Below are 14,922 nucleotides of genomic sequence, written 5' to 3' on the forward strand. Positions count from 1 at the left end.
CCCCATACATATAGAAGAACCCTTTGGAACCCAAAAAAACATTTGTTCTAAATAACCAGAACTACCATCGGTAGGACGCTCATACAAAACAAAATACAAATCAAGACCACTTAAATCAACACCGACAGAGGATAAAAAGCTATTAAATTTTTTCTTTACCGAATCAGTAGCAGATACAGGCATTCCAGAAGCATCAAAACAATGACCAGTACACTCATAAGATGCAGGCGAAGAGCAAAAATCACTACCACATATATAATCTGATTGCTCAAAGTAATACCCATTTTTTGTAACATACTGAGAACCATGTAAATATTTTGAAACCCCGGAATTAGAAGCATAAACAAACAAACGTGGACACACGCAATTACAAAACAACAACAATATAGAAACAAATACAGCTACAACAATATTCAATTTGCTTATTCTTTTTAATCTTAGCTTCATTTAATATCTCCTTATCAGAAAGCATAAAAAATAGGGGTATGCCCACACCCTATCATATTGTTTCTTTACTTCACAGAACGCTTAATCTTCCTGAATGCAGCCGCACCAGCACCAACTACACCAACACAAAAGATAACCATAAGCGCCGCATTATCACCAATACCAGTAAGAACAGTACCCATCACTGTCATAAGGTTAGTGACACCAGTTGTAATATCTGCAATCTTCATAATTACATACTCCCTTCCACTACTTTACTGATCTTGCGATCTTCTTAAATGCACCAGCACCAGCACCGACTACACCGACACAAAAGATTACCATAAGTGCGGCATTGCTACCTATTGATGTAAGTACAGTTCCCATAACACCCATGAGGTCTGTAATGCCTGCAGTGATCTGCTCCATCGTCATATGCTTCACCCCCTTTCAGATTTATTTAAAAACCCACAAAGGGGGGAATTTACGCGATATAAAACAGAAAAGTATTGAAGAATCTAAAAAATATTTTTTAAGAATTCTTCTCACCGCCTTTAGCCACTGCATCTGCATCAATAGCTTTTAACTTTTTATCTACTATGTCAAAATGAACACGTACCTTTGAAAAAACAGGCACTTTAAGAAGATTATTCTTCTCTCCGCAAGTTACCTCAAAACTTTTAGCTCCATTGCTAAGACCAATGACATAATACTTGCCCCGTTCATTACCTTCCTTGTCAACAATTACCTTTTCTTCCTGTGCGATCTTCATTAGATCCAAACTAAATAAAAAAGCCATATTCTTACCATCCTTTCAACTTGTCGTTATACCCTTATATATTCTTTAATCCTGTCCGTATAAGGGCATTTACACGGACAGGATACAAACAGGGGAATGTTCAACTCTCTGAACATCTGTTTGTTACACTATTATTGTAAATTAACAAAAATAGGCAAAAAGATAAAAACTACTACAAAAAAAACAAGATAAATGCTATTATTAAAGAATTGAAATAACAAAAACGCTTTTACTATGGAGGTATGACATGAGTAAGGTCAAGAGAGTGTATGTTGAGAAAAAGCCTGACTATGCGGTCAAGGCGAAGGAACTTCACGAAGAGATTAAGAACTATCTGGGTATCAAGGCTGAGTATGTGAGAGTGCTTGTCAGGTATGATATTGAGAACATATCAGATGAGACATATGCAAAGGCTCTTGAGACAGTATTTGCTGAGCCGCCTGTAGATGTGATCTATGAGGGTGAGCCTGAGCTTGCTGCCACAGATAAGGTGTTCTCAGTAGAGGCGCTTCCAGGTCAGTTCGATCAGAGAGCCGATTCAGCAGAGCAGTGTGTAAAGCTTCTTGCAGAGGATGAGGAGCCTGTTATCAAGACTGCCACAACATATGTACTTTCGGGCGACGTGACAGACGAGCAGATGAAGGCTGTCATGGACTACTGTGTAAACCCTGTTGATTCAAGAATATGCGGTATGGAGATTCCTGAGACTCTGGTTACAGAGTTCCCTGAGCCAGCCGATGTTCATATATTTGACGGATTCAAGGACATGGCAGAGGCAGATCTTAAGGAGCTTTATGACTCACTTGGACTTGCCATGACATTCAAGGATTTCCTTCACATCCAGAACTATTTCAAGGGTGAGGAGAAGAGAGATCCATCCATGACCGAGATCAGAGTTCTCGATACATACTGGTCAGATCACTGCCGTCATACAACATTCTCAACAGAGCTCACAGATGTAGAGTTCGACGATGGAGATTACAAGGATCTTCTTGAGAAGACATTTGACGCATACAGAGCAGAGATGAAGGAGATGTACAAGGACAGAGATGACAAGTTTGTATGTCTCATGGATATAGCCCTTATGGGTATGAAACAGCTCAAGGCAGCAGGCAAGCTCGATGATATGGAAGTGTCAGACGAGATCAATGCTTGCTCTATAGTTGTTCCTGTAGTTGTGGACGGAGTAGAGGAAGAGTGGCTCGTATTCTTCAAGAACGAGACACACAACCATCCTACAGAGATCGAGCCATTCGGTGGTGCTGCTACATGTCTTGGCGGTGCTATCAGAGATCCGCTCTCAGGAAGAGGTTACGTATACCAGGCTATGAGAGTTACCGGTGCAGCTGATCCTACAAAGTCTCTCAAGGACACAATGGAGGGCAAGCTTCCACAGCGTAAGATCGTGACAACAGCAGCCCACGGTTACAGCTCATATGGTAACCAGATCGGTCTTGCAACAGGCCTTGTAAATGAGATATATCATCCAGATTATGTTGCAAAGAGAATGGAGATCGGAGCAGTTATGGGTGCAGCTCCAAGACGTGCTGTAAAGCGTCTCACATCTGATCCGGGAGATGTAATCATCCTGCTCGGCGGACGTACAGGCCGTGATGGCTGTGGTGGAGCAACAGGTTCATCCAAGGCTCACACATCACACTCACTCGAGACATGTGGTGCTGAGGTTCAGAAGGGTAACCCACCTACAGAGAGAAAGATCCAGAGACTCTTCAGAAGAGAAGAGGTTTCATCTATTATAAAGAAGTGTAACGATTTTGGTGCCGGCGGTGTGTCAGTTGCCATCGGAGAGCTGGCAGACGGACTTGTGGTAGATCTTGACAAGGTGCCAAAGAAGTACGCAGGTCTTGACGGTACAGAGCTTGCAATATCAGAGTCCCAGGAGCGTATGGCTATAGTTGTCGATCCTAAGGATGTTGACACTATGCTCGGATACGCTGAGGAGGAGAACCTTGAGGCTGTAGTAGTTGCAAAGGTTACAGAGGAGCCTAGACTTATCCTCAAGTGGAGAGGCAAGGACATCGTGAACATCTCACGTGCATTCCTCAACACAAATGGTGCTCATCAGGAGACTCAGGTCAAGGTTGAAGTTCCAAGCAAGGCAGATAATTACTTTGCTTCAGTTAAGGAGCCTGAGGATGTCAAGAAGGCATGGCTCGATACACTGTCAGATCTGAATGTGTGCTCACAGAAAGGACTTGTGGAGATGTTCGACAGCTCTATCGGAGCAGGAACAGTCACAATGCCTTACGGTGGAAAGTATCAGCTCACACCTACACAGACAATGATCGCAAAGCTGCCTGTACTCAAGGGTAAGACAGACACTATCACCATGATGAGCTACGGATTTGACCCATATCTGTCAAGCTGGAGCCCATATCACGGTTCAGTATATGCGGTTGTTACATCAGCAGCCAAGATAGCTGCAGCAGGTGGAGATGTAAGCAAGATCAGACTTACATTCCAGGAATATTTCAAGAGACTTGGAACAGACCCATACAGATGGGGACAGCCACTGGCAGCACTCCTCGGAGCATATGATGTTCAGATAGGACTTGGACTTCCGTCTATCGGTGGAAAGGACAGTATGTCAGGTACATTCAATGATATAGATGTACCTCCAACACTTGTATCATTTGCAGTTGACGTGGCAAGCTACATGGACGTTGTGACACCTGAGCTCAAGAAGGCAGGCAATGTTCTTGTGGAGATGGATATAGAGAAAGACGAGAACGACATACCTGTATATGAGAATGTTCTGTACATGTATGACCTCCTGAACAAGAAGATCAAGGAGGGCAAGATCCAGTCTGCATACGCAGTTGGATTTGGCGGTATCATAGAGGCTGTCAGCAAGATGGCATTTGGAAATAAGCTCGGTGTTGAGCTTGAGGATACAGTCAGCAAGAAGGATCTTGTTGCCAAGAACTATGGCGCTATCATTCTTGAGGTTAAGGCAGCAGATCTTGATCAGCTCGGAATTCCTGTCAAGAAGATAGGTAAGGTTACAAAGGAGCCTGTATTTACATACAAGGATGTCACGATCACTATGGACGAGGCTCTTGCAGCATGGACAAAGACTCTTGAGAAGGTATTCCCAACAGAGTCAAATGTTCCACAGACAGAGATCAAGACTGGACTCTTCGACGCCAAGACAGTTTACACATCAAGGAACAAGGTTGCCAAGCCAAAGGTATTCATACCTGTATTCCCTGGTACAAACTGTGAGTATGACTCAGCAAAGGCATTTGAGAGAGCAGGCGCAGACGTACAGACGATAGTATTCAGAAATATGACAGCACAGGGAATCAGAGATTCTGTTGACGCATTTGCAAAGGCAATCAGCGATTCACAGATCATCATGTTCCCAGGCGGATTCTCAGCCGGTGATGAGCCAGACGGATCAGGTAAGTTCATCGCAACTGCATTCCGTAATGCGAAGATCTCCGAGGAAGTCATGAAGCTCCTGAACGAGAGGGACGGACTTGCACTTGGTATCTGTAACGGATTCCAGGCACTCATCAAGCTCGGTCTTGTGCCTTACGGCGAGATCAGACCACAGACAGATGATTCACCTACACTGACAATGAACAGCATCGGACGTCATCAGTCCAAGATGGTATACACCAAGGTTGTAACAAACAAGAGCCCATGGCTGAAGAAGGCAGAGCTCGGCGGAGTATACACAATTCCTATCTCACACGGTGAGGGACGTTTCGTTGCAAGCAAGGAATGGTGCGAGAAGCTCTTTGCAAATGGACAGGTTGCAACACAGTATGTCGACATGAACGGCAACCCAACCATGGACGAGTACTACAACGTCAACGGTTCATACTATGCGATCGAGGGTATCACAAGCCCAGACGGACGTGTCCTTGGTAAGATGGGTCACTCGGAGCGTATTGGACAGGCTGTAGCTGTAAACGTATACGGCGACCAGAACCAGAAGATATTCGAGAGTGGTGTGGAGTATTTTAAGTAAGATGAAATCATGTCACACGGATTATATCCGGTGATATACCAATAAAAATAGCACAGATGTGCAGGAGTCATAAACAGTTTTAGATGACTGAGAATACGGGGACAGGTGAGAGTAGATTCCATACCTGTCCCCGTTTGTCTTTATATTTATGCGTACTGACTGCCGGGGATGATGTGGCAGAGCTTTGACGACCGGGAGGAGATTCTGCGTGATAGAAAAAAAGAAAAACAGAATAGAGATTCTGGGAATTGCAATGCTGGTGCTTCTGATAAGTGGTGTATGTATGATCCCTTGTTTTAAGACAGGCCTGCCATACGGTGATGACCAGCAGGTTCATATGCTCAGGGTGGAGAGTATCCTCAAAGCGCTAAAGTCAGGGCAGGGATACCCTGTATATATATATCAGACTATGTTGGAAGGGTATGGCTACGGTATGGGAATATTTTACCCTGATTTGTTCTTGCTGCCAGCCGTTCTCTTCAGACTTCTGGGGGCATCACCGGAGATTGCAATGAAGATATATATATATGTACTGATGATATGTACGGGACTTACTGCGTATTATACAGGGCGGAGCATTGGCAGAAGCCGTTGCGCGGGTGTTGTCACTATGGTGCTTTACACAATGGGACATTATCATCTTGAGGATGTATATACCAGATTTGCACTTGGCGAAATTGCTGCCATGGTATTTATTCCACTGGCGTTTCTTGCTCTTTACGACCTGACTGAGATGGGACACAGTAGAAAAGGCCTTTTATGTGTATCATATTCGTGTCTTATGCTTTCACACACGATAAGCTTTGTATTATGTGTAGTAATGGGAATAATCTGGGTGTGTGCGAGATGGAAAAGAATTGCGGCTTGCAGAAGACTTATTGGGGCTGTGTGTATGGAAGCTCTTGCGTGTGCAGTACTTACATGTTATTATTGGCTTCCTGTACTTGAACAATTTGCAGATGGAAGGTTCTATGTAAGCAATGAACCGGCATTTTACACACATGAGGAGACTCAGACACTGCTCGCGATAGTGAGTGGAAAGTATTCGGTTGCATTCATTGAGATTGGAATACTGGCACTTATGGTATTTGTCAGTATATATAAAAAAGTATATAATAAAAAGGCTTTGATGTGCCTTGTGACAGCGGCGGTGCTTCTTGTATGCGAGACAAAGATTTTTCCATGGAAACTTATCGACAGAACTCCATTTGTCAGTATACAGTTTCCGTGGAGGCTGAATATGTTCACAGAATTCTTTGTGGCACTTGGTCTTGCACTTCAGTCAGTGGATATAATAAAGCTGTTGCCATCATACAGAAGAAATGCATGTTTATGTGCGGCTGGAAGCATACTTATCGGTATTTTTAGCCTGAATATGGTATGGAATATAGAACTTGGTGGCTATGTGAACTATCCGGAAGGTTATGCGGATAATGCAGGAAGTACAGACAGCATAGGGTTCTGGGAGTGGCTTCCAGCAGAAGGGGATCTTGCAACATCTGTCGGAGCAGAAAGCAGCGGGATGGTAAAGTGCGAAGATACTTACATACGGGGGCGCTATGGATCAGACGGAAGCTATGAGTTTGATGCGGGTAAAACTGCGGGGGAGTGCATAGTTCCAAAGTATTATTATAAGGGATATGAAGCAATAATGGCTGATGGACGGAAACTGACGGTAAGCAAATGTCTAAATGATGGATTGGTAGAAATATCAGTTTCGCCAGAGGCAGGTAAAGTTGTTGTAAAATATAAGGGGACAAAGATTCAGCATTGGTCATGGAGAATAAGTATATCAGCGGTCTTGCTTATGTTATTGATACTTATAATGCAACATGCTGTCGAAAAAGGAAAAATACAAAGTTATATGGAGTGGTGGAGTAATTATGGAAAAAAAGAAAATCAGGTCAAGAAAAATTGTTAAGTATGGAATGGCATTTCTGATTCCTATCATATGTATAGTGATACATATGATGATGACAGACTGTTATCCATTTGGAAAGAATACTATACTGCTTGGAGATTCTAATACCCAGTATTATGCGTTTTTTGTGGAATTATCAGGCAGGATAAGACAGGGAAAATCAATTTTTTTCAGTTGGGACATGGGACTAGGATATGATTTCTATACTAATTTCTTTTATTATCTGGCAAGTCCTGTCAATCTAATAGCAGTTTTGTTCGGCGGTTCACATATGGAGCTGGGAATGATCGTCAGTATGTGTATTCAGGTTGGACTTTGCGGAGTTACTATGACCTATTTCTTATCGCATACCAGCAGAAATAAAATGCAGCACGGATGGCTGAATGACATACTCTGTGTTGTGATGGGAATGGCTTATTCCATGTGCGATTATATGCTTGCATATCAGTATAATCTCATTTGGCTTATATGCCTTCTTCTCGTGCCTGTTATGATGCTTGGCGTTGAGAGACTTATTGAGGGCGGTGATGTGAGACTTTATTTTGTGATGCTTTTCATGTCATTTGTATTCAACTTCTATTTTTCGTGGTTTGTGGCTATGATAGCTGTGATATGGTTTATCGATGTGAAAAAGGATAGCTGGAAAATGTTTTGGAAGCGTGGAGTGAAGTTTACACTCACATCTATGACGGCTGCACTCAGTGCATGTGTTGTACTTGTGCCGTGTTTCCTTGCGATAGTTGGAAGAGAAGGTGCAAGTTCACTCACAGAAGATATACCATTTAGCAAGTTTGGTAATTTTGCAAATTTGTTCCAGAGCTTTTTCTGGGGACATGATATAGATATAGCTGGAAGAACTCTGTATGCAAGGAATATGTATATGGGACTGTCTCTGCTTTTCCTTGCGGTTGTATATGTGTTTAACAGGAATATACAGCTTCGGGCAAGAGTTAAGAGACTGGTGGAGATAGCGCTGCTTGTTGCCTGTCTGAATCTGACAGGGGCACTGTATGTTCTTCATGGGTTCACATATCCACATCTATATTCTTACAGATATGCTTTTATTCTTGTCATACTTCTTATTGTTTCAGCTTTTGAGTGTGCTGTGAACTGGACGAAGCCGGGGATTCGGGAAGGGATACTGACCGGAGTTGTATTTCTGGTTTTCCTTGGGGGCGTTTTTCTGGCAAACAATGAGGTGCAAAATGTAGTCTGCTATATGGTCACGATTCTGCTTATTATATATTTGTTTATGGTATTTGTATTGCAGGCCAGAAACAGCATAAAGATAAATTCTCTGATTGTGAATTTTATAGTAATACTTTTTGTGGAACTGATATCCAATGCCGTATATGTGAATACGGATGCATATACTACGGGCAAGGAGCATCTAGGCGGGACTGACGGATGGAGAGCCATATATAATGAAAAGGACAACAGTGATCTTAATAGAAAGACATCCTGGATTTTGTCACAAAATAATACAGTCTATTCAGACACTAATATATTCTCTTCAATCATAAATACAAAAGTGACATGGCTTTTTGATGCGCTTGGAATGGTGTATCAGGAACACGGCGCTACATATGCATACAGAAATACTACACCGGTAACTGCGCTTATGTTCAATGTAAGAAATGTATTATCGGATGCAGATGCATATTATGGTGGATATACAAAGGAGCAAAGTTATAATCTGAAAAACGATGTGTACGATATAGATGATGAGATTGCATGGTATACAACAGACTATGCTGTGGGAGCGGGCTTTTCTACAGATGGCAGTATAAAAGATTGGAATGTGTCAGACGTAGTTCCGTTTGAGGTGCAGAATGAATTCGTGAAAGATGTGTCGGGAGTTGAAGGAGTGTTCACTCATGTTTCACCGGATGAACTGACTGATTTTGATGTGAAATATAGAGGATGCACTCCGGATAGACAGGTCTTGCCCGATGGAGTAACTTTGGAGAGAAAGACTGATAAAAATGCTTATACATATATGAATGTGTCGCTCGATGAAGATTACCATGCCACACAGATTTATACGTTTACAGCTCCGAGGGATATGCATTTGTATGTGAGCCTTGAGGATGCAAATAAGCTGTGTAATATTGTAACTGTAGACGGAAATGTGATAGCGGATATAAATGAGTATGACGCTTATCCCTCACCAAAGGATGTACTTGATCTCGGCGAGCTGAAGAGTGGGCAGAAGGTCGAGATACAGGCAGTCAATCTGTCCACAGTCCTTAAAAAAGGAGTAACGTGTATAGATTTCTATGAATATCACGATGACAAGATGCAGGAATGCAAGGAATCAATTAAGGATAGGACACTTTCACTTGACACAGTGACATCTACATATGTAAAGGGTACGGTGACAGCAAAGGAGGATGGTATATTGTATACATCAATTCCTTATTACAGAGGCTTTACAGCGTATGTTGATGGAAATAAGACCGATATAACACCGTTGGCAAACGGTGCGCTTGTGGGTCTGGAGCTGACAGCAGGAACACATACAATAGAATTCAGATATGTAACATATGGCTTTAAGCTAGGGCTTATGTTATCTGCAGCAGGATGGCTCATAGTTGTATTATACATGGTGAATCTCAGACGCAGCAGGAAAAAGAAGGTACAGGCTGCATAGAACAGATAGCGCAATAAATTAAGTGGGGATTGATATGGGTACAAAGCAAGGAGAAGTAAACAAACATAAAAAGAGCGGGATTCTGTATGCGGCTGTATTCTTAGTTACATTTCTGATATATACAGTAATTCTGATTCTGCAGAAAGCATATCCGTTCGGAGATAAAAGTTTTCTGACGTATGATGCATATGTGCAGTATAAGAATATGTTTCATATGTTATTTGAATGGATTTCGGGAGGTGGCAAAGGAAGCTTTATCTGGTCGATGGGAATGGGAATCGATGCTGTACAGGAGTCACTGTATTACTGCCTGAGCCCGTTCAATATCATCGTTCTGATGTTGGGAGAGAGCAGGCTGGAACTTTCCATGGTATTGCTTATCATCATAAAATCCGCCTGCCTGCCGGTCACGGCGCTTTACTTTTTCAGACATACCAATAAGAAAAATACAGAGAATGGGTACAGCCAGACAGTTGCAACGTTCATAGAGCTGGCATGCGGTATGGCATATGGACTGTCCGGGTATGTCCTTGCATATGGACATAATATTATGTGGCTTGATGGGCTTATTCTGCTTCCGATAGTGGCACTTGGCATAGAGCATCTGTCAGATGGAAAAGGATGGATGTTATACACGCTGTCTTTGGCAGCATCGATCATATGCAATTTCTATTTTTCATTCTATATATGTGTGTTTGCCGTGATATATTTCTTGCTGGAAAAACGGGAAAATGTCAAAGATTTCCTACGCAGAGGACTTTCGTTTGCCGGCTGCTCGGTGCTGTCTGCTCTGCTCGCAGGAGTGGTTCTGGTTCCTGCCGGACTGGTGGTCATGAGAGCGGCGTCTTCGGTGACTGATATGGGGCTTGAAGGAACACAGATGTGGGGACAGTTTGGAGCGTATATATCTTCATTCTATCCGCTGAAGGATCTGGAATGTGTATCTATGTTCAGCAATAACAGTTATTGTGGAAGTATTGTTATATTTGCTGCCTGCATTTTTATTCTGTCTGATGTGTGCGACTGGAAGACGAGGGTGAAATACTGTATAGCCATGGCCCTGCTAGTGCTTGCCCTGAACTATCTTCCGCTCAATTACGTGTTCCATGGCATGACGATCACACATGGACTTGGAAACAGGTTTGCATTTATATTAACGTTTATATTAATTGTTGCAGCATATCGAATTCTCATGAATCTTGGTAAGATGAGACTGAGGTATATTGCTGTAAGTACTGCGGTGGCAGGCGTAATATTTGTGGCAAGTCTTATTGACAGCAGAGAGATGAGTACCCCGCTTGGCTATGTTATATTTATGCTTATGCTGGCATTTGCAGCCATTCTGTGCGTGCTTTGCAGAAGAGGAAGCATAAAGCCGGGAGTGGCTGTGTGCATTATCTGTGGCTGTTGGATAGCTGAGATTATGGGAAATGCATTATATGTAATGCCGGGCAAGACGGAGGACTGTCTTCTGACAGATGCTGTAAGACTAGATCAGTGGGAATCAGTATACAATTCCCTGGATACAGAAAATGGCACCAGAAAGAGCGCTATGGTTTATGAGAATTATGCGCCATATTCTCAGACAAACTGGTATTCATCCATGGCAAATGGAAATACGATCAGAGCGTTTTCCAGTATGGGACTTGCCCACTTTGACAATGTTGAATATATATATTCGGGAACTACACCGCTTACAGCGCTCATGTACAATGTCAGATATGTGCTGAGTCCGGAGAATGGTACTTACGCAGGGTATAACCTTGTTGCTGAGAATGACGTATACAATCTGTATGAAGCAGAAACTCCTGAGATGATGGGATTTATGTTGGATGATGGTATCGTAGACTGGAAAGCAGACAGGACACCTCTTGAAAATCAGAATGATTTTATGAAGAGTGGCTGTGGTCTGTCGTCAGATGTATTTACAGAGATTGATATATCGGATTGGAGTACTTCTTATCTCAATCAGGACACACTTAAGGAATCAGTGGGTTATTGCATATACAGAACGTCAAATGCATTTGTGCCGATGACCCGGTATGAGTTTGATGCTGAATCTGATATGGATATGTATGTCTACAGTAAGGATAGCCGCGATCACTATGTGGAGATGATCGTGGACGGAGATCTCAGGGTATCGAATGGGTCATATGTTACAGAACAGTTGTCACATGTCGGCCTCGTAAAGAAAGGACAACATGTCAGGATAACTATAGGAGGTGCGACCAGCTCTAAAACAGGAAGTGTTGGAGAGCGATTTGTAAAGGTATACAATTACAATGCAGATGAATTTGAGAAAGCAGAAGAGAAGATACTTGATAGTCCGCTTGAGTGTACAGGATTTGTAAAGAATACTTTCTATGGAAGTGTGGATGTGAAAAATCCAGGTATCCTGTATATCGCATATCCATATGATGATGGGTTTAAGATATATGTGGATGGAGAGCCGGCAGAAAAAATTCGCCTTGGTAAAGGCAATATGGGGGTCCAGATATATGCGGGCAGTCACGATATAGAAATTGCATACAGAACACCTGGGCTTATGGCTGGCGCACTGGTTTCGCTGTTTGGAATATGCATCATGCTGTTTATGCTGAGGTGGGACAGTAAACAGAAGCATGTAATCACACCCCTACCCACTCCATAAATTTCTTCATAGCTGTGCTCTGATTCTTCATTCCTGAGTAAGCGAAGCCGACACTCCTGCTCGGAATAGGAGTGTCAAGCGGAAGTTCGGTTATAACACCGGATGAGAGTTGTTCATGTGCGAATTCACGTACCACGCTGGCAACGCCCATGCCGATGGCGGCGAAGTCGATGAGGAGATCCATGTTGTTGATTTCAAGTACCTGGCTGCAGCTTATGCCCTGTGAGCGGAGATACTCGTCCACGTGGGTACGGGTTACATTTGCCTCCTCAAGAACCATGAGGTTGGAGCCTTCAAGGATGTCGACTGTTGATATATTGGACATACCTGAGTTACTTGAGTTATGAATAGTGGTAGAAGCAGAGATGCCGGATGAATGTCCGGTATCTCTGCTTTTTTTATCCGCACCTTGATCTGTTGCATCGCCGTGTGTGGCAGAGGCTAAGCCTGAGTTTAGCAGCGGTATAATGTTACCCTTGATATTGCCTGAAAGCTCATCGGCAAAGCTGTATTGATCTCTGCCATTTGCGCGCTCGTAGAAATTATCCAGATATTCAGGGCTTGCCACAAATACGTCATGTATCTCCTTGACAGGAGAGTAGACTATCCCCTTTGGAAGCTCTGTGTTGCAAATCAGGCCTATATCTATATCTTCGTTTCTGAGAAGCTTGATGGTGTTCACGGTTGAGTGGCAGTCTATGCTGAACTTGATGTTTGGATTCTCCCTGATGAAGTCCTTCAGATAGTCCAGGAGTATGTGCTTGCACAGGGATGTGCTCACGCCGATTCTTATGTGACCGATTCCAAGCTCCTTGTAATTCTTCAGATTTTCCTCACCCATATTCAGAGAGTCAAATGCCCTCTCAACATATTCATAGAGAACCTGTCCCTCTTCAGTCAGAGTTACCCCTCTGGAACTTCTGTTAAAAAGCGCATTGCCAAGTTCTTCTTCAAGTTTGGAAATAGCCTTGCTTATCGCGGGCTGACTGATGTAGAGCTGATTTGCGGCCTTGCTGATGTTGCCGGCTTTGGCGACTGTATGAAAAATAACGTAATTGTTCAGATTACTTATCATGATATTCCTCCAGGTTATAATAACTATTCTTTTTATATATTGTAATTATACCTAGATGAGTGATATTATCAAGAGTAAGAATTTGTATTTAGAAACAAATGATAGGAGGACTATAAATATGGGTATGACCATGACTCAGAAGATTTTAGCTGCTCATGCAGGACTGCCATCAGTTGAAGCAGGACAGCTTATCGAGGCAGATTTGGATTTAGTATTAGGAAATGACGTAACAACTCCGGTCGCAATTCACGAGATGGAGAAGTTCAACAAGAAGGAAGTATTTGACAAGAAGAAGATAGCACTTGTCATGGATCACTTCACACCTAACAAGGATATCAAGAGTGCAGAGCACTGTAAGTGTGTAAGACAGTTCTCAGCGGCAAATGAGATCGAGAACTATTTCGATGTCGGAGCAATGGGTATCGAGCATGCGCTCCTTCCGGAGAAAGGACTTATCGTGGCTGGTGAGACATGTATCGGAGCAGACTCACATACATGTACATACGGAGCACTCGGTGCATTCTCAACAGGTGTCGGAAGTACAGATATGGCAGCAGGAATGGTGACAGGCAAGGCCTGGTTCAAGGTTCCATCAGCCATCAAGTTCAACATCGTTGGAGAGAAGGCAAAGTGGATCAGTGGTAAGGACGTCATCCTTCACATCATCGGTATGATCGGTGTTGACGGTGCGCTTTATAAGTCTATGGAGTTTGTTGGAGAGGGAATCAAGAACCTCACAATGGACGATAGATTTACAATTGCGAACATGGCCATCGAGGCAGGTGCCAAGAATGGTATCTTCCCTGTCGATGAGCTTACAGAGGAGTACATGAAGGAGCACAGCACAAAGTCATATACAAAGTATGAGGCAGACGAGGACGCTGTATACGATGCAGAGTACACCATCGACCTGTCACAGCTTAAGCCGACAGTTGCTTTCCCTCATCTCCCAGAGAATACAAAGACTATCGATGAGGTCGGAGATATCAAGATCGATCAGGTAGTCATCGGTTCATGTACAAATGGACGTATATCAGATATGAGAATTGCGGCAGATATCATCAAGGGAAGAAAGGTTGCTGACGGTGTCAGAGTTATCGTCATCCCTGGAACACAGGATATCTACCTTCAGTGTATTGAGGAAGGCCTCATGACTATATTTGTCAAGGCTGGAGCAGTGGTTTCAACTCCTACATGCGGCCCATGTCTTGGAGGACATATGGGTGTCATGGCAGCGGGAGAGAGAGCTGTATCAACAACCAACCGTAACTTCGTAGGACGTATGGGTCACGTAGACTCAGAGGTGTATCTTGCCAGTCCTGCTGTTGCAGCAGCTTCAGCTATCACAGGTAAGATCAGCAGTCCTGACGAACTTGGATTATAAAAGAGATAAAGGAG

10 protein-coding genes are annotated in these 14,922 nt (G+C 43.1%); 5 read left to right on the forward strand and 5 right to left on the reverse strand.

The genetic code is table 11. The features are described 5' to 3' along the window. From AB5150_RS14625 to AB5150_RS14640, 4 genes are all read right to left on the reverse strand, one after another. Positions 1-447, reverse strand: a 447-nt coding sequence (locus tag AB5150_RS14625; protein ID WP_368292114.1) for a hypothetical protein, incomplete at its 3' end; no start/stop codon positions are given. A gap of 65 nt (positions 448-512) precedes the next feature. Next, positions 513-677, reverse strand: a complete 165-nt coding sequence (locus tag AB5150_RS14630; RefSeq protein ID WP_368292115.1) for a hypothetical protein — start codon at positions 675-677, stop codon at positions 513-515. A gap of 19 nt (positions 678-696) precedes the next feature. Then, a complete protein-coding gene (locus AB5150_RS14635) occupies positions 697-861 on the reverse strand; it encodes a hypothetical protein (protein ID WP_368292116.1) in 165 nt (54 codons plus the stop codon). Between the two features lie 97 nt (positions 862-958). Continuing rightward, positions 959-1,225, reverse strand: a complete 267-nt coding sequence (locus tag AB5150_RS14640) for a hypothetical protein (RefSeq protein ID WP_368292117.1) — start codon at positions 1,223-1,225, stop codon at positions 959-961. Between the two features lie 247 nt (positions 1,226-1,472). On the opposite strand from AB5150_RS14640, the gene AB5150_RS14645 reads away from it, so the two are divergent. From AB5150_RS14645 to AB5150_RS14660, 4 genes are all read left to right on the forward strand, one after another. Continuing rightward, the gene (locus AB5150_RS14645) at positions 1,473-5,225 is read left to right on the forward strand and encodes a phosphoribosylformylglycinamidine synthase (protein WP_015533547.1); all 3,753 of its coding nucleotides are present in this window, start codon (positions 1,473-1,475) and stop codon (positions 5,223-5,225) included. A 208-nt stretch (positions 5,226-5,433) separates the two neighbouring features. Then, positions 5,434-7,146: a DUF6541 family protein gene (locus AB5150_RS14650; protein ID WP_055223938.1), complete on the forward strand. Its 1,713-nt coding sequence runs from the start codon at positions 5,434-5,436 to the stop codon at positions 7,144-7,146. Continuing rightward, the gene (locus tag AB5150_RS14655) at positions 7,109-9,799 is read left to right on the forward strand and encodes a YfhO family protein (RefSeq protein ID WP_368292118.1); all 2,691 of its coding nucleotides are present in this window, start codon (positions 7,109-7,111) and stop codon (positions 9,797-9,799) included. Before AB5150_RS14650 ends, AB5150_RS14655 begins: the two co-directional genes overlap by 38 nt. A gap of 34 nt (positions 9,800-9,833) precedes the next feature. Continuing rightward, entirely contained in the window at positions 9,834-12,449 is a 2,616-nt protein-coding gene (locus AB5150_RS14660; RefSeq protein ID WP_368292120.1) for a YfhO family protein, read from the forward strand. Here AB5150_RS14660 and AB5150_RS14665 read toward each other — a convergent pair. Beyond that, complete coding sequence (locus AB5150_RS14665; protein WP_349818540.1) at positions 12,427-13,524, reverse strand: LysR family transcriptional regulator; 1,098 nt, start codon at positions 13,522-13,524, stop codon at positions 12,427-12,429. The genes AB5150_RS14660 and AB5150_RS14665 overlap by 23 nt on opposite strands. A 118-nt stretch (positions 13,525-13,642) precedes the next feature. Between AB5150_RS14665 and leuC the strand changes: the two genes are divergently transcribed. Further along, on the forward strand, positions 13,643-14,908 hold the full coding sequence (gene leuC, locus AB5150_RS14670; protein WP_022216079.1) for a 3-isopropylmalate dehydratase large subunit: 1,266 nt from the start codon (positions 13,643-13,645) through the stop codon (positions 14,906-14,908). Positions 14,909-14,922 lie beyond the last annotated feature (14 nt).

The sequence above is a fragment of the Coprococcus sp. RTP21281st1_F1_RTP21281_210402 genome (assembly GCF_040915325.1).
Lineage (GTDB): Bacteria > Bacillota > Clostridia > Lachnospirales > Lachnospiraceae > Coprococcus > Coprococcus aceti.

Coding starts and splice junctions, on each gene's coding strand:
- AB5150_RS14630 (WP_368292115.1), bottom strand. CDS start 677: ATGAAGATTGCAGATATTACAACTGGTGTCACTAACCTTATGACAGTG.
- AB5150_RS14635 (WP_368292116.1), bottom strand. CDS start 861: ATGACGATGGAGCAGATCACTGCAGGCATTACAGACCTCATGGGTGTT.
- AB5150_RS14640 (WP_368292117.1), bottom strand. CDS start 1,225: ATGGCTTTTTTATTTAGTTTGGATCTAATGAAGATCGCACAGGAAGAA.
- AB5150_RS14645 (WP_015533547.1), top strand. CDS start 1,473: ATGAGTAAGGTCAAGAGAGTGTATGTTGAGAAAAAGCCTGACTATGCG.
- AB5150_RS14655 (WP_368292118.1), top strand. CDS start 7,109: ATGGAAAAAAAGAAAATCAGGTCAAGAAAAATTGTTAAGTATGGAATG.
- AB5150_RS14660 (WP_368292120.1), top strand. CDS start 9,834: ATGGGTACAAAGCAAGGAGAAGTAAACAAACATAAAAAGAGCGGGATT.
- AB5150_RS14665 (WP_349818540.1), bottom strand. CDS start 13,524: ATGATAAGTAATCTGAACAATTACGTTATTTTTCATACAGTCGCCAAA.
- leuC (WP_022216079.1), top strand. CDS start 13,643: ATGGGTATGACCATGACTCAGAAGATTTTAGCTGCTCATGCAGGACTG.